The sequence below is a fragment of the Aliidiomarina sanyensis genome, assembly GCF_003987175.1.
Lineage (GTDB): Bacteria > Pseudomonadota > Gammaproteobacteria > Enterobacterales > Alteromonadaceae > Aliidiomarina > Aliidiomarina sanyensis.
Map to the genome: position 1 here is coordinate 50,095 of NZ_PIPM01000009.1, position 23,037 is coordinate 73,131.

General features: G+C 50.3%; 21 protein-coding genes and 4 tRNA genes. 21 read left to right on the top strand and 4 right to left on the bottom strand.

The genetic code is table 11. The features are described from left to right. The first annotated feature begins 206 nt into the window (after nt 1-206). From topA to CWE11_RS09020, 11 genes are all read left to right on the top strand, one after another. Nucleotides 207-2,918, top strand: coding sequence for a type I DNA topoisomerase (topA, locus tag CWE11_RS08975; protein ID WP_126777287.1), 2,712 nt, complete (start codon nt 207-209; stop codon nt 2,916-2,918). Nucleotides 2,919-2,978: 60 nt separating this feature from the next. After that, nucleotides 2,979-3,386 (top strand): hypothetical protein, encoded by a 408-nt coding sequence (locus CWE11_RS08980; RefSeq protein ID WP_126777288.1) that lies wholly within the window; start codon nt 2,979-2,981, stop codon nt 3,384-3,386. Further along, on the top strand, nt 3,383-4,885 hold the full coding sequence (locus CWE11_RS08985) for a hypothetical protein (protein WP_126777289.1): 1,503 nt from the start codon (nt 3,383-3,385) through the stop codon (nt 4,883-4,885). The genes CWE11_RS08980 and CWE11_RS08985 overlap by 4 nt, the downstream gene beginning before the upstream one ends. Beyond that, a complete protein-coding gene (locus tag CWE11_RS08990; RefSeq protein ID WP_126777290.1) occupies nt 4,882-6,039 on the top strand; it encodes a hypothetical protein in 1,158 nt (385 codons plus the stop codon). The genes CWE11_RS08985 and CWE11_RS08990 overlap by 4 nt, the downstream gene beginning before the upstream one ends. Nucleotides 6,040-6,041: 2 nt before the next feature. After that, a complete protein-coding gene (locus CWE11_RS12060) occupies nt 6,042-6,572 on the top strand; it encodes a hypothetical protein (RefSeq protein ID WP_157981333.1) in 531 nt (176 codons plus the stop codon). Beyond that, nucleotides 6,551-8,074, top strand: coding sequence for a GspE/PulE family protein (locus CWE11_RS08995; RefSeq protein WP_157981334.1), 1,524 nt, complete (start codon nt 6,551-6,553; stop codon nt 8,072-8,074). The genes CWE11_RS12060 and CWE11_RS08995 overlap by 22 nt, the downstream gene beginning before the upstream one ends. Beyond that, entirely contained in the window at nt 8,046-9,074 is a 1,029-nt protein-coding gene (locus tag CWE11_RS09000) for a type II secretion system F family protein (protein WP_126777292.1), read from the top strand. Before CWE11_RS08995 ends, CWE11_RS09000 begins: the two co-directional genes overlap by 29 nt. 73 nt (nt 9,075-9,147) lie before the next feature. Beyond that, nucleotides 9,148-9,666, top strand: a complete 519-nt coding sequence (locus CWE11_RS09005; protein WP_126777293.1) for a type II secretion system protein — start codon at nt 9,148-9,150, stop codon at nt 9,664-9,666. 5 nt (nt 9,667-9,671) lie between these two features. After that, complete coding sequence (locus CWE11_RS09010; RefSeq protein ID WP_126777294.1) at nt 9,672-9,905, top strand: prepilin-type N-terminal cleavage/methylation domain-containing protein; 234 nt, start codon at nt 9,672-9,674, stop codon at nt 9,903-9,905. Nucleotides 9,906-10,014: 109 nt separating this feature from the next. Then, nucleotides 10,015-11,097 (top strand): hypothetical protein, encoded by a 1,083-nt coding sequence (locus CWE11_RS09015; RefSeq protein ID WP_126777295.1) that lies wholly within the window; start codon nt 10,015-10,017, stop codon nt 11,095-11,097. Beyond that, nucleotides 11,045-11,647: a TadE/TadG family type IV pilus assembly protein gene (locus tag CWE11_RS09020; protein WP_126777296.1), complete on the top strand. Its 603-nt coding sequence runs from the start codon at nt 11,045-11,047 to the stop codon at nt 11,645-11,647. Before CWE11_RS09015 ends, CWE11_RS09020 begins: the two co-directional genes overlap by 53 nt. 77 nt (nt 11,648-11,724) lie before the next feature. Here CWE11_RS09020 and folD read toward each other — a convergent pair whose 3' ends face one another. Next, entirely contained in the window at nt 11,725-12,615 is an 891-nt protein-coding gene (folD, locus tag CWE11_RS09025; RefSeq protein ID WP_126777297.1) for a bifunctional methylenetetrahydrofolate dehydrogenase/methenyltetrahydrofolate cyclohydrolase FolD, read from the bottom strand. Between the two features lie 235 nt (nt 12,616-12,850). Between folD and CWE11_RS09030 the strand changes: the two genes are divergently transcribed. The 7 genes from CWE11_RS09030 (at nt 12,851) to CWE11_RS09060 (ending at nt 16,476) form a co-directional block, all read left to right on the top strand. Next, nucleotides 12,851-12,927 (top strand) — tRNA-Pro (locus CWE11_RS09030). Nucleotides 12,928-12,960: 33 nt separating this feature from the next. Next, a tRNA-Arg gene (locus CWE11_RS09035) sits at nt 12,961-13,037 on the top strand. 53 nt (nt 13,038-13,090) lie between these two features. Then, a tRNA-His gene (locus tag CWE11_RS09040) sits at nt 13,091-13,166 on the top strand. A gap of 25 nt (nt 13,167-13,191) precedes the next feature. Continuing rightward, nucleotides 13,192-13,268, top strand: a tRNA-Pro gene (locus tag CWE11_RS09045). A 94-nt stretch (nt 13,269-13,362) separates the two neighbouring features. After that, a complete protein-coding gene (locus tag CWE11_RS09050) occupies nt 13,363-14,643 on the top strand; it encodes a flavohemoglobin expression-modulating QEGLA motif protein (RefSeq protein WP_126777298.1) in 1,281 nt (426 codons plus the stop codon). Between the two features lie 44 nt (nt 14,644-14,687). Next, nucleotides 14,688-15,845 carry a trans-sulfuration enzyme family protein gene (locus tag CWE11_RS09055; protein WP_126777299.1) on the top strand — a complete coding sequence of 386 codons (1,158 nt, stop codon included), beginning with the start codon at nt 14,688-14,690 and terminating at the stop codon, nt 15,843-15,845. Nucleotides 15,846-15,861: 16 nt separating this feature from the next. Next, complete coding sequence (locus CWE11_RS09060) at nt 15,862-16,476, top strand: YigZ family protein (protein WP_126777300.1); 615 nt, start codon at nt 15,862-15,864, stop codon at nt 16,474-16,476. On the opposite strand, the gene CWE11_RS09065 is transcribed toward CWE11_RS09060, so the two are convergent. The 3 genes from CWE11_RS09065 to CWE11_RS09075 all read right to left on the bottom strand — a co-directional run bounded on the left by CWE11_RS09065 (nt 16,473) and on the right by CWE11_RS09075 (nt 19,238). Beyond that, nucleotides 16,473-17,192, bottom strand: a complete 720-nt coding sequence (locus CWE11_RS09065) for a hypothetical protein (protein WP_126777301.1) — start codon at nt 17,190-17,192, stop codon at nt 16,473-16,475. The genes CWE11_RS09060 and CWE11_RS09065 overlap by 4 nt on opposite strands. Then, the gene (locus tag CWE11_RS09070) at nt 17,182-17,583 is read right to left on the bottom strand and encodes a DoxX family protein (protein ID WP_126777302.1); all 402 of its coding nucleotides are present in this window, start codon (nt 17,581-17,583) and stop codon (nt 17,182-17,184) included. The genes CWE11_RS09065 and CWE11_RS09070 overlap by 11 nt, the downstream gene beginning before the upstream one ends. 131 nt (nt 17,584-17,714) lie before the next feature. Beyond that, nucleotides 17,715-19,238 carry a sensor domain-containing diguanylate cyclase gene (locus tag CWE11_RS09075; protein WP_126777303.1) on the bottom strand — a complete coding sequence of 508 codons (1,524 nt, stop codon included), beginning with the start codon at nt 19,236-19,238 and terminating at the stop codon, nt 17,715-17,717. 359 nt (nt 19,239-19,597) lie between these two features. Here CWE11_RS09075 and tig point away from each other — a divergent pair, with 359 nt between their 5' ends. The 3 genes from tig to clpX all read left to right on the top strand — a co-directional run bounded on the left by tig (nt 19,598) and on the right by clpX (nt 22,929). Further along, a complete protein-coding gene (gene tig, locus CWE11_RS09080) occupies nt 19,598-20,902 on the top strand; it encodes a trigger factor (protein ID WP_126777304.1) in 1,305 nt (434 codons plus the stop codon). An 83-nt stretch (nt 20,903-20,985) separates the two neighbouring features. After that, nucleotides 20,986-21,609, top strand: a complete 624-nt coding sequence (clpP, locus tag CWE11_RS09085) for an ATP-dependent Clp endopeptidase proteolytic subunit ClpP (protein WP_126777325.1) — start codon at nt 20,986-20,988, stop codon at nt 21,607-21,609. A gap of 42 nt (nt 21,610-21,651) precedes the next feature. Then, the gene (gene clpX, locus CWE11_RS09090) at nt 21,652-22,929 is read left to right on the top strand and encodes an ATP-dependent protease ATP-binding subunit ClpX (protein ID WP_126777305.1); all 1,278 of its coding nucleotides are present in this window, start codon (nt 21,652-21,654) and stop codon (nt 22,927-22,929) included. Nucleotides 22,930-23,037: the final 108 nt, after the last annotated feature.

A 23,037-nucleotide genomic window follows, 5' to 3' on the forward strand; every position in this document is an offset into this window, starting at 1 on the left:
GGTATCCAAGGCGGTTGACTATCTATGCAAATTTGATTTGTTTTTAATCTGTCAGCATTCGATGGGTTGTGCCAAAACCATATTCCCTATATATCTGTAATAAGAGAACGTACACCGATTGGGCTTGCACTATTGTAACTGAAGGTTTATACAGGTGCCTGTTTACGCCCTCTCCATTCGCATTCAAAGAAGAGATATCGGATTTCATGGCTAAATCGCTGGTTATCGTTGAGTCCCCCGCAAAAGCAAAAACGATTAATAAATACCTCGGCCCAGACTTTGTGGTGAAGTCAAGCGTCGGTCACGTGCGGGATTTGCCGACCAAAAGCATATCGAAGGCTCCGACAAAGTCTCCGGCTGAAGTTCGTAAAATGACGCCGAAACAAAAAGAAGCATATAAAAAGAAGCGCGATTATCAGAATCTGGTCGCCCGTATGGGAATCGATCCTGAGCATGGTTGGGAGCCGCATTATGAAGTGCTACCCGGTAAAGAGAAGGTGGTCAAGGAGCTTCAGTCGCTCGCTAAGAAGGCGGATCGTATTTATCTCGCGACGGATTTGGACCGCGAGGGAGAAGCAATTGCTTGGCATCTAAAGGAGCTGATTGGTGGGAGCGAGGACCAGTATCAGCGCGTCGTGTTCAATGAGATTACGAAAAAAGCGATTCAGGACGCTTTTGCCCACCCCGCCGAACTGAATGTTGAACGGGTGAATGCGCAACAAACCCGGCGATTTCTTGATCGTGTTGTCGGATTTATGTTGTCGCCTTTGCTCTGGAAGAAAATTGCACGGGGATTATCCGCAGGGCGGGTTCAAAGTGTCGCTGTACGCCTTGTCGTTGAGCGCGAGCGAGAGATACGTGCATTTGTTCCTGAAGAGTATTGGGATATTCATGCGGAGCTGCATGCGCAGCACAATGCGAACGAGGCCGCTCGGTTTGAAGTGGTGAAACATGCCGGCAAAGCATTTCGCCCCACGAACAAGACTGATGCGATGGCTGCTGTTAACGAATTGCAGAAACTGCCTTATCAGGTCACGGAGCGAGAAGATAAACCGACCCAAAGTCGCCCATCAGCGCCTTTCATCACGTCAACCTTGCAACAGGCTGCGAGTACTCGCCTTGGATTTGGGGTGAAGAAAACAATGATGCTGGCGCAGCGTTTGTATGAAGCCGGGTATATTACATACATGCGGACTGACTCGACGCATTTGAGTGGGGATGCGCTGAATGCCTGCCGAAGCTTGATTGAAAAAGATTTTGGGCCGGCCTACTTGCCAGAAAAACCAAACTTCTATGGAGCCAAATCAAATGCGCAAGAAGCGCACGAGGCGATCCGTCCTTCCGATGCGCGGGTTCGCTCGTCCCAATTAAGTGGGATGGAGCGGGATGCTGAACGTTTATATGAACTTATTTGGCGACAGTTCGTTTCCTGCCAGATGACGCCAGCAAAATATGATGCAACCACACTAACAGTGACCGCGGGCGATTATCAGCTGCGGGCGCGGGGCCGTGTCTTACGTTTTGATGGCTGGACACGTGTGCAGCCGCCAATGGGCCGCAAAGGTAACGAAGATACGTCACTCCCTGATTTACAGAAAGGACAAGCCTTGGCGCTTGAGAAGCTCGACCCACAGCAGCACTTCACCAAGCCGCCCGCTCGGTACTCCGAGGCATCATTAGTAAAAGAGCTGGAAAAACGCGGAATTGGGCGTCCGTCGACCTATGCATCAATCATCTCCACGATACAGGATCGCGGTTACGTGAAAGTTGAGCAACGTCGCTTTTTTGCGGAAAAAATGGGCGAGATCGTTACAGACCGTCTGATTGAAAATTTCCGCGACTTGATGAGTTATAACTTCACGGCCGAGATGGAACAACGGCTCGATGATATCGCCGTTGGAAAACAAGATTGGAAGAAAGCGCTTGACGCATTTTATGCAGACTTCAAGGATCAGCTGGAACGTGCAGAAAGCGAGGAAGAATCGGGCGGAATGCGCAGCAATCAAATGGTCCTGACAGACATTGACTGTCCGGCCTGTGGTCGCAAAATGGGCGTCCGAACGGCATCCACAGGGGTATTTTTAGGGTGCGAGGGGTATAACCTACCACCGAAGGAGCGTTGCACTCAAACGCTTAACTTGGTACCAGGAGAAGAGGCCGTTAAGCTATCTGACGATGAGGACGATGAATCAGAAGCGCTTGCGCTGCGCGCTAAAAAACGCTGTCCAAAATGCAATACCGCGATGGATAGTTACCTGATTGATGAAGAGCGCAAGTTGCATGTCTGTGGTGACAACCCCGTGTGTGATGGTCACGTCGTCGAGCATGGGAGCTTCAAAATTAAGGGCTATGATGGGCCTCTGATTGAGTGTGATCGCTGTGGAAGTGATATGCAGCTTAAATCGGGCCGTTTTGGTAAGTACTTTGGCTGTACAAACAGCGAATGTAAGAACACACGAAAGCTCCTGAAAAACGGACAGCCTGCACCACCGCGGGAAGACCCCGTGCATTTACCTGAGTTGCCGTGCGAAAAATCTGATGCTTATTTCGTCTTACGCGATGGTGCCTCAGGGGTGTTCCTATCAGCCAACACCTTCCCTAAATCGCGAGAAACGAGAGCTGTTACGGTTAAAGAACTGCAACGATTTAAAGATCGGATCCCAGAGAAGTTTCATTATCTGGCGGAAGCACCGAACGAGGACAGTCAGGGCAACGACGCAGTGGTTCGGTTTAGTCGCAAAAACAAAAATCAGTACGTTATGACTGAAGAAAATGGCAAAGCGACGGGTTGGGTTGCACACTATGATGGTACGGCGTGGTCAATCGAGGAGGGCAGCAAGCCCAGTGCGAAAAAAACCACACGTAAAAAGTCAGTGACAAAAACCAAAAAGGCCGCAGGAAAGGCAAAATCAACTTAACCTGCGTGCGCTGAGGAGAGGCGGATAGGATGTCCGCCTACCTGAACACGGAGGTTTGCTATGGTATCCAATCAATGGCCCGTTTGGGCCGTTATTTCATTACTTTTGTTTTATTGGTCCTCGCCTGTGGCGGGCCAATCTTACGCCCCTTGTCCGTCACTGACGTTCCATGCTCCCCACGGGACTGAGCGGACGCCAACTGCCGCGCAATCAGCTAATAATGTTTCGGTGACATTACGACCCGCATTGCTGCGCCCACAGTTAGAGGCGCTGCTAAAAACGCAGTGGGGTGTGCAGAATGTTGTGTGGTATGCGGCTCAAGAACATTATTGGCCAACCCATTATGAGATGCACGCTGCCAATGAGAATGCACTGCTTGAACAGCTCCTCACGCCCTATCGTCTGCGTGTCACCTTTCATCATAATCATACGGCGGTTGTTAATTATCTCCCAGGAGGCGCTTTGTGATTCGATTCACCGTGTTTGGTATCTGTATCCTATTGCTAAGTGGCTGCCTCGCAACGTCAGAATTCGATGCGATAAGCGCATCAGCAAATGAACGATTAAATAGCGCTCGTGAGCGGGCAGTCGTGCCCAGTACGCGAGATGTCCATATCATGCATGAGCAGGGATACTTTGTTCCTCCGCTCAATCATCCACAAAACAATACGCCGGGTTGGTTCAATTTACCGGTCCAGTTCGTCTTTTCTGACTACCCCTTACGTAACGCTTTACTGGATATTACGAGCCCTATCGGCGTGAGTGTTCGGCTGCTTGACAATATTGATCCGGAACTTCCTCTCACCATGCAACATTCGGGAACCCTCGCAGAAGCTATTGAACAGATTGCATTGACGACTGGTTTAAGTTTCACCGCGGAAGAGCGCTTGTTAACGTGGAGACAATATGAAATGGCAGAATTCGATGTCGCTTTTTTGGCTGGCGCCACGAATTTCTTTCTTGGGGGAGATGGAAGTACCATGGGTGCGCCCTCGATGCCTCAGGGTGCGCAGGGGCTTCCTTTGAATACGGGGCTTAACGATGACTCTGGGCAATACTTAAACTTTGCAAGCGACGCCCTCTCAGTATGGGACGATCTCGCTCGCGCACTGCAATTGTTGATTTCAACGGAAGGTGAAATAGCAATCAATCAAAGCTCTACGTCTGTACTGGTGCGTGATTTGCCGCAATATGTCCAGCAAGTTCGCGAGTATCTGATGCAGCAAAATGAGCGACTCACCCGTCAAGTCGCAGTCGATGTGCAAGTCATCGATGTGACCTTCAACGATTCAACACAGTCAGCTGTTGATTGGGACTTAATCTATCAGGCAACGGAGGCTAGTGGAGCCTTTAACCTTGGAAGTCATGTAGGCCAGCTTTCAAGGGATGGACTTTCATTGGGGTATGAACGACTGCAAGGTCCGATGGCAGGATCGCAGCTTCTGTTACGCGCATTGTCGCAACAAGGCGTGGTTGAAATCAGTAATCATCCCCGGCTGGTGACTCTCAATAATCAGATTTCAAAAATCATCCTTGAGGATAATGTCACCTATCTTGCATCTGCCGGAAGCTCTTCAACGGCGAATGTAGGATCAAATGACCTCCTCATTCCTGGCGTTGTCCGGACCGGTTTTGAGCTCTATCTCCTGCCTAAAGTGGCGAATGATCAAGTTCTCCTACAGCTGTCTACCTCGTTATCTGATTTAAAAAACATCAATGAGGTGAGCTCGGGAGATACGACGATTCAAACCCCGCAAACCAGCCGAAAAAAGTTCTTTATGAAGGCAATCGTGCAAAATCAAGAATCCTTGCTGATATCCGGCCTGCAAAATAGCCGGTCGCATTATCAATATGATCGCTCGTTGATGTCGCGCATTCTGGGTGGCTCCCGATCGCGATCAACTCAGCATACGGAAACGCTCCTCATCCTAACACCCAGAATCTTACCGTCAGGACGAATGCTATGAGTCTGGATGTCTTATGTATTACGTTGCGCCGTTGGCAACGTTGGCAATCCTTAGCCACCATTGCGAAGCCGTATCAAGCTGAGTTTGGCCTGCGTGTTAAGTGGGGGCAGGCTCACTGTGCCTTAGTCGCACGAGAGCAGACGCCCAATTTCTGGCCGCTGATTTCGTCACGAAAACATACATTGCCGGGTATTTTGGTTGTTCCGTTTCCGGATCGCGATCTGGTCGCGGTGATTGTGTGGACGGAGACGGGAATCGAGTTATGGCGCTGTATTCATCGTGGGGCATTGGCACCCACGTTACGGATTGTGGAGTCTTCAATGAAACACCACATTCGATACGGGTTTTGCCCTCAAGGCTTTGAGCGTTGTGTTTTGGAAGCTTGTTTGCCCTCAACTCAGTGGGAGTCGCTTGACTTCCAGTGGGATGATCTGAACACGCTTCCGGTGCTACAGAGAACCCCAAAATTATCCGCGGCGGTGGTCGCAAGTCTCGCGTTTTTCGCGGTCGCGTGGGTTTGGCCGGAATTGTCGAATGAGGAGGCTCCGTCGACGAATCCGGCCCAGCACATCGTGGAGTTGCGGGAGAATACTCCTTCGCAGACCCGGCCCGAAGACCCGCACGTGCGTGATGCGTTAGCGCATCACACGATCGTATTAAACGCGCTCATTGAGTTGCCGGGGTGGGCACCTGTGAACTTTCGCTGGGATAGAAAGGGAATCCTCGTTCAAGTTCGAGCCGATACCGGCGACCTGCTGGACCTCCATGAATTCGCCATGGGGCAAGGGATTCAGATTCAACACGAAGAGGGTGGGAGAGCTTTATACTGGGCAACAGACAAACCAAGCTCTCATGTTGTGACGCCAACATTACCGTTTGCAGCACAAGGCGATTGGTTAGAGGATCTGATTCATCGTCAGTTTCCAGGATTAGCACTCCACCGCCAACGAGTCACAGAGCATTCAGGTTTGGAGCAACGAGGGCGCTTTAGACTCCGTTTTGATGACTTTTCGTTTTACGACTTTGACCGCTTAGCCGATCTTTTAGCCGCGCATCCGGTCGTGCTTCGAGCCTTGGAGTACGAAGTAACACGACCGCACGCCTTTCCGTGGGTGGGCCGCGGGGAAATGACATTTGAGTACGTAGGAGACTAAACATGAACAGAGCAGGGACGCTTCTGATGGTAGGTTTTGGGTTGTTTGCCCACACAGCTGTTGCACTCGACAGCGATTCTATTTTGGATGGAATGGCGTTGCGTGAAGCTGAGCGATCTCAACACCGAAATCTCGCACTTTCTCTTAGAAACCAACAGATATTGGAAAAGCAGGCTGAGTCAAAAGCGCGCCAATTGATGTTTCAGCTGCAGGCCGCGGAAGCCCTTTCGGCCATTCAAAACTTGAGTCGTCAGCAGGATTCCATCACGCATAACTCAGATCCTTCCGTGCGCGATAGCAAGCCGGATTATCAGATTGACCTCGAGAGGATGACACTTGCTGCCCTTTTGTATTTTGGTGACGAATGGTTTGCTCGGATCCTGTATGGGAGTCGGGTATTTTTTGCCCGAGATGGAGATGTCCTTCTAAATCAAGTCAATGTGCAAGTTCGCAAGGACGGGGTAACGCTCGTACACAACGGAAGACGTCATCGATTACAAGGGGAGTCGTCATGGACACTATCGAAACCTTGAGTGATCTCGGTTATAGCCAAGTTCATGAGGACGCACTGACCACCTGTCTTGAACTCTCGGCTGAAGATGACGCCTGCGCTGTTGTCGTTTTGGCTGATGGTCGAGTGCTTGCTAGTGAAACAAGCTGGCAACAGCAAATGCCCGCGTTACTCGCGTTAACATACCGGTATATCAATGCGGAACAACCATCCCCTTGGCATCGTGCCTCGGCTGATTTAATTCGTACGCTATTAACGGACGCTGATGGGTTAAGACGTGCGCGAGAGCAATTTGTCGGTGATTCAGAAGGTTCCAGTTTGGCGCTTCAATCCTTGCATGACATGGTAAATGACGCACTCACGCAAGGAGCGAGTGACATTCATATACGTTTGAGTGGACTCACTGCGCAGATACGCTATCGAGTCGATGGCTTGCTGATCCCACAGCTTGATCGAAGTCGCGTTTTCGTGACCGAAGTCGTTGCTGCGGCGTTACAGACGCAGTCGGATGACCATGTCGATATCTTTGATGAACGGCAAATATCCTCTGCAACCATTAGTCTGGAGGTGGGTGTCCCGGCACAACCGATTCGACTCCGAGTTCAAAAGTCGCCGTGCCGAGACGGATTCACCGTCACACTTCGGTTACAGCGCATTGGGCAAGGAGAGGTTCCCACATTGGCTCAAATTGGGCTGGATGAATCACATCGACAAACGATGCAACATCTCATGGCTCAACCCAGTGGAATTGTTTTTATTTCGGGACCAACGGGGCATGGAAAAACAACCACTCTTGCTGCATTGAATGAGGCGGTACCCGCAACGCGAAAAATAATTTCCCTTGAAGACCCGATTGAGATTATTCAGCCCCGCGTTGATCAAAAACTAGTTGTTCAGCAGGCGGGTCAGCGCTTCGCGGAATTACTTAAGGTCGCCTTGCGGGAAGACCCTGACATTGTTGAGGTCAGTGAAATTCGTGATCTGGAAACTGCGCAAGCTGCATTGAGCGCGGCACTCACGGGCCACTTGGTGTTGTCTACGATTCATGCAACGGATGCGATTGGCATCATTGCACGACTTCATGATCTTGGGGTGCCACTGGCGCATTTGGCACAACCGGGGCTATTTGCCGGACTGATTGCTCAACGTTTGCTCCCGAAACTATGCAGTGAATGTCGCCGTGTCGATAGCGAGGGAGCTCGACAGGGTGTCTATCGAAGAAATGCCAAAGGGTGTTCAGCTTGCCATTATGCTGGTGTGAAGGGGCGTGTCTTGGTCTGTGAGGTGATCGTGCCTGGTGATGAGGGAGGCGCATTTATCCGCACAATGGATACTCAGGAATGGCGCCAATCAATGACAAAGCGTGGATTCCGGAGTTTGGCACAAGATGCCTACACACTCGTACGACAGGGAACGGTTGACTGGCATGATGCAAGTGAGTTGGTTCCGGGCCTAAGTCAGCTCCTATTGAATGACCTGCATGGGGGTGCTCAGAATGAGCGTATCTCTGAAACGACAAGTTAATTTCGTTACGGGGCTGCATGAATGGTTGGGATCCGGTTCTGGCATTGAAAAATCAATGTTAGGGTTCGAGATGGCTCTGAAAGAACATGGGAGTCGACGGGAGCTCTTGTGGCTTGAGCGTATCAAACGAACGGTTCAGCGGGGTCAGCCGATCGCAAAGGGTATGGAGGCCGATTTCTCACCACAACTCGTGATGGTGATGCGGTTGGGGCAGAAATATGGCTGCTTGGGGCCTATCCTGAGCGCGTTCAATGCACAAAATCAGCGGGAACGAGCAGGACTGGTGTTGTGGATGAAGAAAATGAGCTATCCGCTGCTGTTATGTCTCGTATCGTGCATCGCACTCATCTTTATTGGCACACAGGTGCTTCCACGTTTTGCGGATCAAGGGGTCTTCGACGATGCGCATCAAATGACTGTAACCGCCCAGATTGTGCATCGACTCGCGGAGTTTTTGTTGATCGGCCTTCCCTTGATTGTTGGGGTTGGCATCCTGATTGCGATTGGGCTACGTTGGCTGTTACCTACAGTGGCAGCCCCGTGGCGACGCCATCTCGAATCGCTTTATATATTTCGCGTCTATCGGCGTACGCAACTGATATCGTTCTTGCGTACGAGTTCAATTTTGCTGCATCACAACGTTTCATTCGCAGCAATTCTTCAAGAACTAAAGGCGTTATCGACTCCATATCTTCGCCACTATTTAACGATTTTTTTGGCGCGTGTTCGGCGTGGAGAGTTTGAGGTGGCACAGCTACTGCGCAGTCCTTTAGTAGATAAAACCATCTTGTTTCGACTGCAGTGTCAGAACCCAAAGCTGCCACTTAATGAACGTTTGGATACGTTAGCGGTTTATGTTGAAGGGGATCTCGATCGACTGTTAGTACGTGCTCAACACCTCATTGCGGCGGCGTGTTTCTTTCTCGCAGGTTGCTTCATGATTCTGCTATTTCTAGCCCTTGCCACTATGATGCGGCTTTTAGCACAAGGGGCGATGTAAAATTCTTAATTCTACACCAGTGTCTTGACTTGCAATGAATGCGAGTCAACTAACGATGACAAGGAGTCACATCATGCAATTATCACATACATTTCTGACAAGTCCTCGGGGGATGGGGCGCTTCGGCTCAGCACGGCGTCTCGTATCGCGGAATCGCAGGATGGGAGGTTTCACCTTTATCGAGGTCCTCGCAGTTCTCAGTATTGTTGCACTTGCAACCTTGGGGGTACTTGCCTTGCGCGATTGGGCAACCAGTAATGCACGAATTTCTGAGGCGAAATCGCAAGTGGCAGCAATTCAGTCCGGTGTTCAGCAATGGCGACCTCGGAATGGGGTCTACACGGGTGTCTCGGTCGATGCATTAACACAAGTTGCATCGCTTCCCATCTCATGGGGTGATGGTTCTTCCATTAACCCCTGGGGTGGGGATATCCAGATAAGTGTGGACTCCACCGATGCGACTCGCTATATCGTTCGCTTGACCAATATTCGCGTGAGCGAAGAGGGACAGCGACTTAGTCGTGACTTTTCGTCTATCGCTGAGTCGGTGAGCTTCTCTGGAAATACATTTGAAGCAACGTTTCAAGGCTGAAGCAAATGCGTGGTTATACCCTGCTGGAGCTCATCTTAGTACTCGCATTGCTCAGTAGCAGTGCGATGGTTATTTCGGTCTGGCCACGCAATGCAGATTCACCGGATTCGCGTGCTCATGATGAAACGATCGTGAGACCTGCATGTTGGTTGTCAGTTCGTGACATGCAACGTGCTGAACAAGAGCGCATATTGTTCGCTGCGCAACAGAATGCCTACAGGGAGTTTTCATGTGACTAGGACAGTGTTCGCCAGGAGGAAAATTCCTCATCCATTTTCATTGAGGGTTAAACGAAATGCGGGTTTTACGCTGCTTGAATTTGTTATAGCTGCAGGCTTGGTGGCTACGATGTTATTGAGCTTCGCTCACCTGCAGCGGGTTCAACGCATGGAAAGCACGCTCTCGACCGTTGCACTCGAGGTGGCCGGAATAAAGGAGGTGGTGCATTATTTTCTGATGCATAATCCACTGCCTGCTGAGGGAATTGATTTGGCAATGTTGATGGACCAGGGGCTGTATCTTGGGCCTCTGTTAAATCCGTGGGATCGACCCTATGTTTTTATATCCGATCGCTTTGGCCTACAACTATCCACGGAAGTCCCTCAAGCGCATCGCGCTCAGCAACTTGCAAACCGGCTTTCGAACGCCGGTGTTGAGGGGGAGCGTGTATTCACCCGAATTCCCGTTCCCGTGCAAGCGCAAGACGCAACAAATGCGCTCCATCGAGTGGCAATTCCTGGTCAGCCCGAACTCAATCAGATGGCCACTCATATTGATATGCAAGGTCATGCAATTACAGCGATCAACTCACTTGATGCGCAGAGTATGAGCGTGGACCAGTTATGGGCTGAAGTCGCGTATGGAGAAACTCTGTATGTTGATGGACTGGAGGCTGAATCGATTCAGACTGAAACATTGTCTACAACGTTGCTCTTCAGTGAGGAGGGTGTATTCGATACACTTTTTGCGGATGATGCACACTTCGCCCATCTGGCTGTCCATGATTTTCTAGGGCCATTACATGAGGTGTCAGTGGGAACATTGTTGGGAGACGTCTTGTCTGCCGACCTGCTCGATGTCCATGCACTCTCGGTTTCCGGTCAGTTACATGGAGAAAAGGCGCAGTTTTTCGAAATCGTGGCAGACCACTGGACAGCGCTTGATGCTTATATTGATTCTGTGTATGTGAACTCTGCTCAGTTTGAGTCCATTGAAACCCAATCCTTGACTGCTGACTCTGCATCGTTTGATGTGCTGTATGCGAGCGAGGCCCATGTGTCGGGCACCTTGGTTTCACAGGAGATTATAGCCAATTTGGTGTATGCAGCCGATGTCGTTACGCCCTACGGGAGTCTTGGAGATGCACTCCAACGATTGAATGACTTTGAATCGTTATGGACAGCCTGTGTTCAATCTGGCGGATGTCAGTAAAATGCCCGAGCCAACTCGAAGCAAAACACGGGGGCAGGCTTTTGTCGAAACCTTGGTTGTCTTGTTCACCATCTCAATTTTGCTGTCTGCTGCGGTGCAGCTTCTGTGGATATTTGCACTGCAACAGCTCGTACAAGCTGCCGCAATTTATGCCGCCAAAGATGGTGCACGGAGCTCACTTGATCCGATGCGGATCTCAGAAACCTACGTGGATCGATTGCAGCGCATTCCGGGAATTGAACCGTACATGTTTAGTTTTGAGGTACTGCAACCCCTTACTGAACATCGGCCAATGACGGCTGGATTTGATCGCCCTCGAATGGCCGAATTAGATTCTAATCGCCAAGAGAAGTACCTGCGGAGTCGCATACTGACCCTTGAGTTTACTCATTGCTTAGACCTAAAAACGCCACTCGTTCGTGACTTACTCTCATTGATACAGCGAAAGCAAACGCCATTGGCAAGCTGTCAACACGTCCCGTGGTTTTCTCACCCCTTCTTCATTCAGGTGCGTGCCACAGTGCCACTTGAGACAGCTCTGCCGCCATAGGTTGGACAAACAGTTTCAAGCTACCTTTGGAGACATATCCCAGTGGTCACGAGCTAGGGGACCTTCGGTGCGAGACATCAGAAAAGCGGTGGTGCATCGAATGGATCATGAAACTGATTACATGCCTGCAAAGTATTGGCCATCAAGCAAGCAACCGTCATGGGGCCGACACCACCCGGTACCGGCGTGATCCATGAGGCCCGTTGCTGTGCAGGAGCGAACTCTACGTCTCCGCACAGGGAACCGTCGCTACGACGGTTAATGCCCACATCAATCACAATTGCGCCAGGCTTCACCCAATCGCCCGGAATAAATGACGGCTTGCCCACCGCCACCACGAGGACATCCGCGGCGCGGACGTGGGCTTCTAGATTCTTTGTGAAACGGTGGCACACGGTGGTTGTAGCCCCGGCGAGTAGTAACTCTAGACTCATGGGCCGGCCGACAATATTCGAAGCACCAACGACCACTGCATGCATGCCATGTAAGTCCACCCCGGTGCTTTCGAGGAGGTGAATTACACCATACGGAGTGCAAGGACGGAGCAAAGGAATTCGTTGTGATAAGCGGCCAATATTGTAGGGGTGAAAACCATCGACATCTTTTTTGGGATCGATCCGCTCAAGAATGCGCGTTGCATCGAGGCCTGCGGGGAGGGGTAACTGTACTAAGATACCATCGGTTTCTGGATCGTCGTTCAAGGAGTCTATCAAGGCTTCTAAAGATGCTTGGGATGCGGTGACCGGCAAGTCATAATCTTTGGAGATAAAACCGACCTCCTCACACGCACGGCGTTTACTGCCAACATAGACTTGTGATGCAGCGTCCTGTCCGACGAGCACCACAGCGAGACCAGGCGGACGACGGCCGTGGTCAAGACGCGCTTTGACACCTGCTTTCACTCGGTCGCGGATGCCTTGGGCTATTTTTTTGCCATCAATCAGTTGAGCGGCGTTCGGGGAGGTCATGGTCTCGTTCCGGAATCGTAGGGTGGCTGACTGGGTCCATATTGTCGCAGAAAATAGCGCCGCAGGACAACGGAATGAGCGAACTTTGCGCGGAAAAAGGACTCTTTTTCTTGTCTTTGTCTTAAAAATAGGCAGACGGTCATGTATTCTGAAAAATTGTTTGACGATGACCAGTCAGATAGGTAATATTCGCCCCCGTTGTCGCCCTGACATGAAATGTCGTGGCAACAGCTGTCGGCGAGTAGCGCAGCTTGGTAGCGCACTTGGTTTGGGTCCAAGGGGTCGCTGGTTCGAATCCAGTCTCGCCGACCATTTTTTTCCCAGCGTCACCGCAGGAAGAACAGCGCGCCCGTAGCTCAGTTGGATAGAGCAGCGGCCTTCTAAGCCGTCGGTCGCAGGTTCGAATCCTGCCGGGCGTGCCAGGCTTGCAGGTATCTGGATTAATCAGACGCGGTTAGCGCAAGCTCAGTCAGTGGTGGGTGTAGCTCAGTTGGTAGAGCCCCGGATTGTGATTCCGGTTGTCGTGGGTTCGAGTCCCATCATCCACCCCATCTTTTAAATCCCTCTGTATGTCGGCGGCGAGTAGCGCAGCTTGGTAGCGCACTTGGTTTGGGTCCAAGGGGTCGCTGGTTCGAATCCAGTCTCGCCGACCATTTCTTTGTTTTTCAAGTGATACGGTAAAAATCGCATCCCTCGTCAGTACTCCCTATGATAAGCTCATATCGTCATTAGCAGATTGAGTATTCCATGGTAGAACAACATTTATTACTTCGTGCGCGCGAGTTGTCCGATCGATTAGTTCAGTTGCAAGCGCCGATCCGAATTCTCGATGCCATTAATTGGGACCGAGGGACTCGAGAGCAATTCTTTGCCAACAAAGCACAGAAAAACCCGGCAATTGATCGTGACTTTTACCAACGCAAAGCACTCGGTTTTGATCCGGCGTCATTACGACACGAGCTCGCTGAACTTCAACGTGATATTACCCGCCAATTGGGTCGCTTAAGCCCCATCGCGCAATTAATGAGTCGCGCCTGTCGTGAATATCGCGATGTGGTGCGAATGCTTGAAGCGCGAGGTACGTCAGAGTTTCATGAGCTGTCCGTTGAATTATTTGGTCATCCCGATGATGTGTTTCACGCCAATGAGCCCTCACTCGTTGAGCTTGCGCATATGTTGCAAAGCCCGCTTGATTCTTTGCTGGCGAGCGATGCTTTGCCGGAAGAGAGTAAAAATATCGACGCCGCTGAAGCAGTATCACGTTTGCAATCCCAACTGAAAGAGAGCATGCAGGGCGTTGATGTACAGGTGATGTTGTCCGATGGAATCGTCAGTGATGCGGCTGCGGGAAGTGATCGGATCAAGCTCAATCAAGATGTGAAATTTTCGCAACGCGAATTGGATATTCTTGAGGTGCATGAAGGCTGGATTCATGTGGGCACCACGCAAAATGGACTTCGGCAGCCTTACTTAACGTGCCTGAGTAAAGGAACGCCCAGTGCAACTATTACGCAAGAGGGGATTGCAGTCCTTACAGAAGTCATTACCCTTCGCTCGACACCACGCCGATTAGCAAAGTTGGTTCAACGCATACATGCGGTGGCGCTCGCTGCTGATGGCGCAGAGTTTGTTGAGGTATTTCGTAAATGCCAAGAGCAGGGAATGCGAGATGAGGAAGCTTATACGCTGACACAACGTGTTTTCCGCGGTAGCACCGCGACGGGCAAACCTTTTACCAAAGACCTTGCGTATATTCGCGGTTTTGTATTGGTCTACAACCTCATTCGCGTGGCTGTGCAACTTGGAAAAATTGAACGGCTTCCATTGTTGCTTACGGGCAAAATTGCAGTGGACGATTTTCGTCTCATCTGTGAGTTGCACGATAGCGGTGTGATCACGAGTCCACATTATGTTCCACCTCACTTCAAAGATTTGCGAGGTCTCGCAACGTGGTTGAGCGTGGGACGATTCTTGGGTGATTTCTCATTTGCACAACTTGAGAACGACTATCGTCCACTCATCCCTTAACGGTGTAACTGACGGGCCATCCCCCGCGTGAAAAGAGAACCAGAATGCGTCAAAAACTTGATCACCATTACAGCGCTGCAACCCGTTTAGCTCAGGCGTTGGGCTATATTGACGAAAGCTCCGACGGACTCGTCCCTCCTACCTATTCATCCACCACCTATTTGCGTGACGAGGATAACCAGTATCGAAGTGGGCGGGTTTATTCACGCGCCGATAATCCAACCTATGTGCCGGTAGAGCGCGTCTTAACGAGTCTCGAAGGGGGAGCCGAATCGCTTCTTTTTAGTTCAGGGATGGCTGCTGCGACGGCGGTGTTTCAAGCTTTACAGCCAGGGGCACATGTGATTGCACCGACGGTCATGTATTGGGCGCTCCGGGCTTGGCTGTTGGGCTGGGCAAAAAGTTGGGGATTGCAGCTGAGCTTTGTTGATACGGGGAACCTTGATGCGTTGAAGGCCGCCATACGGCCGACTGAGACCCAACTGATATGGCTTGAAACACCGGCAAATCCGATGTGGACCGTGTCTGACATAGAAAAAATCTGTGAGTTAGCAAAAGCACATGAAATTTACGTGGCTGTCGATTCGACCGTGGCAACGCCCCTGTTAACACGTCCTCTGGAGCTTGGTGCAGATTTTGTCATGCACTCTGCAACAAAGTATTTGAACGGACATTCTGATGTTATTGCTGGCGCACTTGTTACGGGTGAGATCAATCCGTTATGGGAGAGAATCCGATTGGTCCGTAAGCAAGGAGGCGCGGTATTGAGCCCTCAGGACGCGAATCAGCTCCTACGCGGAATGCGGACGATGCACTTGCGAGTGCGCGAAAGCTCACGCTCAGCTTTGTGGCTGGCCGAAGAACTGCAAAAAAGTGAGTCAGTCACAGAGGTGCTTTATCCCGGACTCCCCTCGTTTCCAGGACATGACGTTGCAAAAAAACAAATGCATGGAGGGTTCAGTGGCATGCTCTCCATTCGCTTAAAGGGAGGCGCGTCTGCCGCAATCAAGGTAGCAGCGGAGACTCGCCTGTGGAAACGCGCAACGTCACTTGGTGGAGTGGAGAGTCTGATTGAGCATCGGGCAAGTATTGAAGGAGAGGGGACACCGGTTCCCGACGATTTACTTCGTTTATCGGTCGGAATAGAAGATCCGCGTGAACTTCTCATTGACCTGCTCCAAGCCATCGACAGCGCTCATTAACTTAAAGGCTCTATTTTTGTCGTATCCCGTTCCGCTTGATCAGGTCGAAATTGAGCACCTCGTGAAGAAAAGTCGCTTCATTGGGGTAGCGCAAAAGGTCACCTCGCGCGAGGAGGCACTTGCAGTTGTTTCTTCGTTGCGAGCGCGCTTCCCCGATGCGCGACATTATTGCTGGGCTTATCTGATTGGGGATCCGAGTGCAGCCGCAAGCGCGGCAGCAAATGATGATGGGGAGCCCTCAGGTACGGCGGGGAAACCGATTCTTAATGTGCTACAACACAAAGGTATCGGAGATGTTATGGTGGTCGTGGTGCGTTATTTCGGTGGCATTAAACTCGGAGCCGGGGGACTCGTTCGCGCATACTCTCATACGGCGGAACTTGCAATGTCCGGACTTAAAACGCACACCCAAGTGCGTCATGAACAGTACCGAGTCTGTCTTGATTTTGCACATGAGCAAATCTTTCGCCATTGGCTTTTTGAACATCAAGGCGAGTTGATTGATGTCGATTATGGCAATCAGGTCAGCCTTCATGTGGGTATTCCAAGCGCACATTCAGACGCATGGGTAAGGTGGTGTGAGCAACATCAGTACGACACCCATCAACTGAGTGATGGGATCGCATCCTAGGGTTCGAGCAGCAGTTGTCGGTTGCTCAAATCTACACGGCAAATATCGCTGGGGTAGTGTTCAAAAGCTCGCGCGTAACTTCTTCCAACGAATTCTGTGGGGCCGATTCCCATACTGATTAAGTCAGGCCAACTGTAATAGAAACGCGCGCTATCGGTACAGCCAAGCCGCGGGTGGAAACCGTATGAAGTTATATATTGATCGACACCGATTCGTTCGAAAAAGCGTGTTTCGCGGCGCAAATATTGGTCACTATAACGAGTCACAAAATCTCGAATTCCCGGCAGGATATAGGATTCCCACGACAAGATAACGCTTTGTTCAATGGCGCCACCGGACCAGCTAATAATGGCGTCGGGATAAACTCTTCGTTGGGCAGCTGCGGTAAATAGGTAATTCGCGCACTCACGTTCACAAGCGCCCCGAATGTCTAAGGTCATTTGTTCCCGCTGCAATAGATAGCCAATTTGCATCGCGGCCATCGGGTCACCGCCCTCACTATTGACAGCGAGTCGTTGCACTGAGCCGTCGCTCACGGCGTCTCGGAGCCGATAAAAACTTGCGACACTGATGCGTCCGTCAAGCAGCGCGACACCGTTGGAAACTTGAATATTAGCAGCTTCCTCGCGTTCAGGTGTGCTGCTGCACGCGGTCAGTTGTAATACGAGAAAAAAGCTCGCAGCAGAAGCTGCGAGCCACGGTAACTTACTTGCCATCAAGACTCCATTTGCCTGGGCCAGCTGCGGCCAAAAACAAGAAAATAAAGCAGAATAGCGCAGCAGGCTCACCGCCATTCATCATGGGTAAAAACCAATTCCCATATTCAAGCGCATGCCAGCCCCAATAAGCCACGGCCATCATCCCAGATGCTAAAAATGCGGCGATTCGTGTTTGGAAGCCGATAAGAACCAGAATGCCAAGAACGACTTCCAGAATACCGACAAAACCAAAGAACGACATGAGTGGAAGTTGTGCGAACATATCGACAGCAGGCCACTTAATGACCTTTGCTGTTCCGTGTAATAAAAACATCCAAGCGGTCGTAATGCGCAGAATACCAAGTACTTCACCCTGATATTGACCAAGTTTATTGAGTGGGTTGTTCATAATGTGCTTCCTCAATAGAGTATGAGTTCATTGTTATTGTTTACTTCAATGTTGTTTTCAAAGAAGTGCACCGGATACGGCGCAGATGCACGCTACTCACAATAGACTATTTTTTAACATTTAACAGCAATTTACTGAGGGCTTGGATAGACTTGATTGCGGCCTTTTGATTTCGCCATGTTGAGCGCATTTTCCGCAGCTGCGATCAATTCCTCCGGAGAGGATTGCGCACTTAACCCAGCGACGCCGGCGGAAATTGTGACTTGGCCCTCTTGCACACCAAGATGTTCGATCGCCATCCCCTGCAACACGTCAAGAAAGCTGGTTGCGCGCAATTGTGCCAAGTGGAACTCAACGTGTGGAATGAGGACAGCAAACTGGGCACCATCATAACGAGCGACCAATTCCCCGTGCCGCCGGAAATGAGTTTTTAACCGTTCAGCGAGGCGCTGCAGCAGACCATCCCCGGCCTGTAATCCATGGTGCTCGTTATATTTACGGAATGCATCGAGGTCAAATAACGCGACAGTTAACGGGAAGCCCTGGCGCCGAGAACGCGCAATTTCCTCACTGAGTCGTTCGGTAAACTGTCGACGATTTGCCAACCCTGTCAGCCCATCTCGCAAGGCAAGCTCTCGCAACGCGTCATTAGCCGCAATTAACTGTTCTTGAGAGGTTTGCAGTGAACTATAGAAACGTTGATTCTGAATCGCGTTTGCGATCATTTCTCCAACCAGTTTGAATCGTCTGATATCAGCCTCAGACCAATGACGAAGCCGCGCAACCATATCGCAGCCCACGAAGCCGATCAATTCGCCGGCCGCATACATGCCGACACACAGAACCGAGCGAATATCTTCGCGATCGAACTCCTCCTGCTCGGCTGCTCCTCGCTCAGGAATCGCACGGGTATCATGAACAACAAACAAGCCCTCTTGCTCGATGGTTTCGAAAAACCAAGGGAGCGCTTCTTTTGGGACGTTTTGGAGATCGTCAATGTGGCTTGTCACCCCATCACGAACCCATTCATGGGTATTCGACATGGCGCTGAAGTCGTAATCAAACAAGAACACATAAGTGCGGTCCGCTTGGCAAAATTGTCCAAGTGCACCAAGCGCGTTCTGAATGTGACGTTCAGCATCTTCACCCTGTGCATTGATAAGCTTTGTGGAGAGCTCAGAGATTAATTTGTCGAAAGCGATGAGGTCACGCAGTGAAATCTCAGACGTCAGGGTGTCGAGAGGCTGTCCCCCATGACGAAAGAGCCGATGATCACGTGGCTGGATAAAAATAGCGTGGATCGACCCTGAGGGCGTATCAAGTGATACACTTTGCATATTTAACGGCAGCTGTTTGAAGACTAGATCCCGACGCTCGATATACTCGCCCCGTAGACCAGCGAGAAGCGGTGATGCAATTGGGCGCGTTGGGTTTGGCGCACTGACCAGGTCATGATCGACCGAAAACTCGAGTGCTTCGATTTGCTGCCCAAGTTCGGACTGGTCCGAAAGACCAAACATATCTGAAGCGGTTTGGTTACAATAATAGTTCGCTGTATTCGGCGGCGTTGAATCGGTCTGCGCGTAAAAAACCGCGACAGGGAGTGCGTCGATAAGGGCGACAAGTGCGGCATGTTCGGGTAAAAGGCGACCCATAAAATAGACCCTGTTCGAAAATCGAATTTAATTATTATTATTTTACAGATAGGGTGCGGATTTGTTGCATAAATGTCAATGATTGCACGCGACTGAGTCCCGGTTGTTGCGTAGGGGCTTGGTATTCTCGAGGAATTAATGCACACTCTCGCTCGACTCATTGGCATCTGATCGTTATAATGTCGCGTCATTTTTTCAAGAAGCGCTCCGGCGTCCTTGAGGGAATTGGGGTTACTCGTCTTTGACTCCTGCCTCGTGCGGGTCCGTTGAGAGAACCCTCGGAATTTTGGAGTAGTCGCTGTTGTGCGGCTGCGGGAACACGAACATGCACCATGAAGTGATGCAGAGGTAACAACGCAATGCAGGTTTCTGTAGAAGCAACTGAAGGTTTAGAGCGCCGGATTACCATCACGATCCCGGCTGAGAAAATTGATCAAGCAGTGAAAGCACAGGTTCAGCAACGTGCTCGCACCGTACGGATGGACGGCTTCCGTCCGGGTAAGGTCCCCGTTAGCCTCGTCGCGAAGCGTTTCGGCCCTTCGATTCGTCAAGATGTGGTGATGGAACAAATTCAACGTCACTATATCGAAGCGTTGGTTCAAGAGAAAATCAATCCAGCGGGCTCGCCGCGTTTTGAAGCCAATGTGGATGAAGAAGGCAAAGACCTCGAGTTCGTGGCCATCATTGAAATCTATCCAGAAGTCGAATTGAAAGACTTGGACAAGGTTGAAGTGGAAAAGCCGGTTGCTCAAGTAACGGATAAAGACGTCGACAACATGCTGGATACTTTGCGCAAGCAGCATGCTTCATTTAAAGAGGTGAAGCGTGGCGCGAAAGATGGCGACAAAGTGACCATGGACTTTGTTGGTCGTGTTGATGGTGAAGAGTTCCAAGGCGGGAAAGCAGAAAACTTTGAACTGGAAATGGGCCAAGGCCGCATGATTCCTGGCTTCGAAGATGGCGTAAAAGGCCTTAAAGCGGGTGCTGAGAAAACGATCGAGGTGACATTCCCAGAGGAATATCACGCGGAAGATTTGAAAGGCAAACCTGCGCAGTTTGACCTGGTGATCAAGAAGGTTGAAGCACCTGAGTTACCAGAGTTGAACGATGAGTTTGCGGTTCAGTTTGGTATCGGCGACGGTGGCTTAGATGCATTGCGGACTGAAGTTCGCAAAAATATGGAACGTGAACTGAAAGGTGCGGTGAAGAGCAAAGTGAAACAGCAAGTCATTAAAGGCTTGTTAGCTGCTAACGCCGATGTGCCAGTTCCATCAGCATTGCGTGAGCAGGAAGTGAATGTCCTGCGTCAGCAAGCCATGCAACGCTTCGGTGGTAATGCGAAGAATATGCCTGAGTTGCCCGCAGAACTGTTTAAAGAACAGGCCGATGAGCGTGTGAAAGTTGGGCTGCTGTTAGGCCAAGTGATCCGTGATAACGGGATCAAAGTCGACGAAGCACGCGTTGCAGAAATGATTGAAAGCACAGCCTCTGCGTATGAAGAGCCGGCGCAGGTGGTTGAATATTACAAATCAAACGCAGAAGCCATGCAGCAAGTACAAAATGTTGTATTGGAAGATCAAGCGATTGATTTGGTGCTTGAGAAAGCAAAAGTCACTGAGAAGCAGCTCTCGTTTGATGACGTGATGAACCCGAAAGGTAAATAAGCGTTTGCTGAATTTCTCAGGAATTGGTTTAATGGCTCGGATGGAAGCATCCGAGCCATTTTTTTTGAGGAGAGTTGTGCATGATGCGAGATTCGACGCCTGACCCGATGGCGGCATTAGTTCCAATGGTTATCGAGCAAACCGCAAAGGGTGAGCGCTCATTTGATATCTACTCACGTTTATTGAAAGAAGGCATCATTTTTTTGTGTGGGCCAGTCGAAGAACAGATGGCTAACCTAATTGTGGCGCAGATGCTGTTTCTTGAGTCTGAAAATCCAGAAAAAGACATCTACCTGTATATCAATTCTCCTGGTGGCTCAGTCACTGCGGGTATGGCAATTTACGACACCATGCAATTTATCCGAAATGATGTTTCGACAATCTGTATTGGCCAAGCGGCAAGTATGGGCGCATTTCTGTTAGCCAGTGGTGCAAAAGGAAAACGTTTCTGCCTCCCAAATTCACGGGTCATGATTCATCAACCGCTCGGAGGATTTCAGGGACAAGCATCAGATATTGAGATCCATGCGAAAGAAATCTTGTATATTAAAGAGAAGCTCAATCGCTTGCTCTCTGAACACACGGGTCAGGATTTTGACCGGATTGCGCAGGACACCGATCGTGATAACTTCATGAGTGCCGAGAAAGCGCGGGATTATGGCCTCGTAGACCAAGTATTGGAAAAGCGCGGCCAGCAAAAGAAATAACGGAAACCTGTTAGGGTTTCAGATGAACGTCTGGAGAAGTAGATGACCGATTCAACCACCGGAAACGGCAAAGGTACCAAAGCACTCTATTGCACTTTTTGTGGCAAGAGTCAGCATGAAGTGAAAAAGCTGATCGCCGGTCCTTCGGTGTTTATTTGCGATGAATGTGTCGATTTGTGCAATGATATTTTGCGCGAGGAGATTAAGAACATCGCACCGAAAAGTGCAGATGATTCTTTGCCCACACCGAAAGATATTCGCAAACACCTTGATGATTATGTCATTGGTCAAGATCGTGCGAAGCGTGTGCTCTCGGTTGCAGTCTACAACCACTACAAACGGTTACGTAATGCTGGGATTCACGATGAGATTGAGTTGGGCAAAAGTAATATTTTGCTGATTGGTCCTACGGGCAGTGGTAAAACGCTCCTGGCGGAAACGTTAGCTCGATTCCTTGATGTTCCGTTCACAATGGCCGATGCCACCACACTGACCGAAGCGGGTTATGTGGGCGAGGATGTTGAGAACATTATCCAGAAGCTGCTGCAAAAATGTGATTATGACGCCGCCAAAGCTGAACGTGGAATCGTGTATATTGATGAGATTGACAAAATCTCTCGCAAGTCAGATAACCCATCGATTACTCGCGATGTTAGTGGGGAAGGGGTACAGCAAGCACTCCTGAAGCTAATTGAGGGTACCGTTGCATCTGTTCCTCCGCAAGGGGGGCGCAAGCATCCCCAGCAAGAGTTTGTGCAAGTAGATACATCAAAAATCCTCTTTATCTGCGGTGGTGCATTTGCGGGGCTGGAGAAGGTGATTGAGCAACGCCTTGCGACCGGTACCGGAATCGGTTTTGGTGCAGAAGTTAAGAGTCTTAAAGAAAAAGAGAACAGTAACATTCTGACCGAAGTTGAGCCTGGCGACCTAGTCAAATATGGACTCATTCCTGAGTTTATTGGTCGTTTGCCGGTTGTCGCAAGCCTGACCGAGCTTGACGAAGATGCGCTAGTACAGATTTTGAGTCAGCCGAAGAACGCTTTGACGAAACAGTATTCAGCATTGCTCGATATGGAGAATGTTGAGCTGGAATTCCGAGAAGATGCACTCCGTGCCATTGCACGAAAAGCGATGCAACGAAAGACAGGAGCGCGTGGTTTACGCTCAATCGTGGAAGACGTGCTCCTCACGACCATGTATGAGCTTCCATCGATGGAAAACGTCAGTAAAGTGGTCATTGACGAATCAGTGATTCGGGGAGACTCCGATCCCATTCTGATTTACCACAACAGCAAAGATGCACAGGCATCTGGCGAATAAAACAGCAAAAGGGAGCCAAGAGGCTCCCTTTTTCTTAAAAGCCATTGAACTTTCCGTACGAAGCCGCATATTAGAGATTAAGACAGTTTTTTCGGACAACGATAATGG

Bases quoted from the DNA above. Each gene is read 5' to 3' on its own strand.
- folD (WP_126777297.1), bottom strand. From the start codon at position 12,615: ATGACCTCCCCGAACGCCGCTCAACTGATTGATGGCAAAAAAATAGCC.
- CWE11_RS08980 (WP_126777288.1), top strand. From the start codon at position 2,979: ATGGTATCCAATCAATGGCCCGTTTGGGCCGTTATTTCATTACTTTTG.
- CWE11_RS09070 (WP_126777302.1), bottom strand. From the start codon at position 17,583: ATGAACAACCCACTCAATAAACTTGGTCAATATCAGGGTGAAGTACTT.
- CWE11_RS09015 (WP_126777295.1), top strand. From the start codon at position 10,015: ATGTTATTGAGCTTCGCTCACCTGCAGCGGGTTCAACGCATGGAAAGC.
- CWE11_RS09010 (WP_126777294.1), top strand. From the start codon at position 9,672: ATGCGTGGTTATACCCTGCTGGAGCTCATCTTAGTACTCGCATTGCTC.
- CWE11_RS09000 (WP_126777292.1), top strand. From the start codon at position 8,046: ATGAGCGTATCTCTGAAACGACAAGTTAATTTCGTTACGGGGCTGCAT.
- CWE11_RS08995 (WP_157981334.1), top strand. From the start codon at position 6,551: ATGGACACTATCGAAACCTTGAGTGATCTCGGTTATAGCCAAGTTCAT.
- CWE11_RS09075 (WP_126777303.1), bottom strand. From the start codon at position 19,238: ATGGGTCGCCTTTTACCCGAACATGCCGCACTTGTCGCCCTTATCGAC.
- CWE11_RS09050 (WP_126777298.1), top strand. From the start codon at position 13,363: ATGGTAGAACAACATTTATTACTTCGTGCGCGCGAGTTGTCCGATCGA.
- CWE11_RS09020 (WP_126777296.1), top strand. From the start codon at position 11,045: ATGACTTTGAATCGTTATGGACAGCCTGTGTTCAATCTGGCGGATGTC.
- CWE11_RS09065 (WP_126777301.1), bottom strand. From the start codon at position 17,192: ATGGCAAGTAAGTTACCGTGGCTCGCAGCTTCTGCTGCGAGCTTTTTT.
- clpP (WP_126777325.1), top strand. From the start codon at position 20,986: ATGCGAGATTCGACGCCTGACCCGATGGCGGCATTAGTTCCAATGGTT.
- topA (WP_126777287.1), top strand. From the start codon at position 207: ATGGCTAAATCGCTGGTTATCGTTGAGTCCCCCGCAAAAGCAAAAACG.
- CWE11_RS12060 (WP_157981333.1), top strand. From the start codon at position 6,042: ATGAACAGAGCAGGGACGCTTCTGATGGTAGGTTTTGGGTTGTTTGCC.
- CWE11_RS09055 (WP_126777299.1), top strand. From the start codon at position 14,688: ATGCGTCAAAAACTTGATCACCATTACAGCGCTGCAACCCGTTTAGCT.
- CWE11_RS08990 (WP_126777290.1), top strand. From the start codon at position 4,882: ATGAGTCTGGATGTCTTATGTATTACGTTGCGCCGTTGGCAACGTTGG.
- tig (WP_126777304.1), top strand. From the start codon at position 19,598: ATGCAGGTTTCTGTAGAAGCAACTGAAGGTTTAGAGCGCCGGATTACC.
- CWE11_RS09005 (WP_126777293.1), top strand. From the start codon at position 9,148: ATGCAATTATCACATACATTTCTGACAAGTCCTCGGGGGATGGGGCGC.
- clpX (WP_126777305.1), top strand. From the start codon at position 21,652: ATGACCGATTCAACCACCGGAAACGGCAAAGGTACCAAAGCACTCTAT.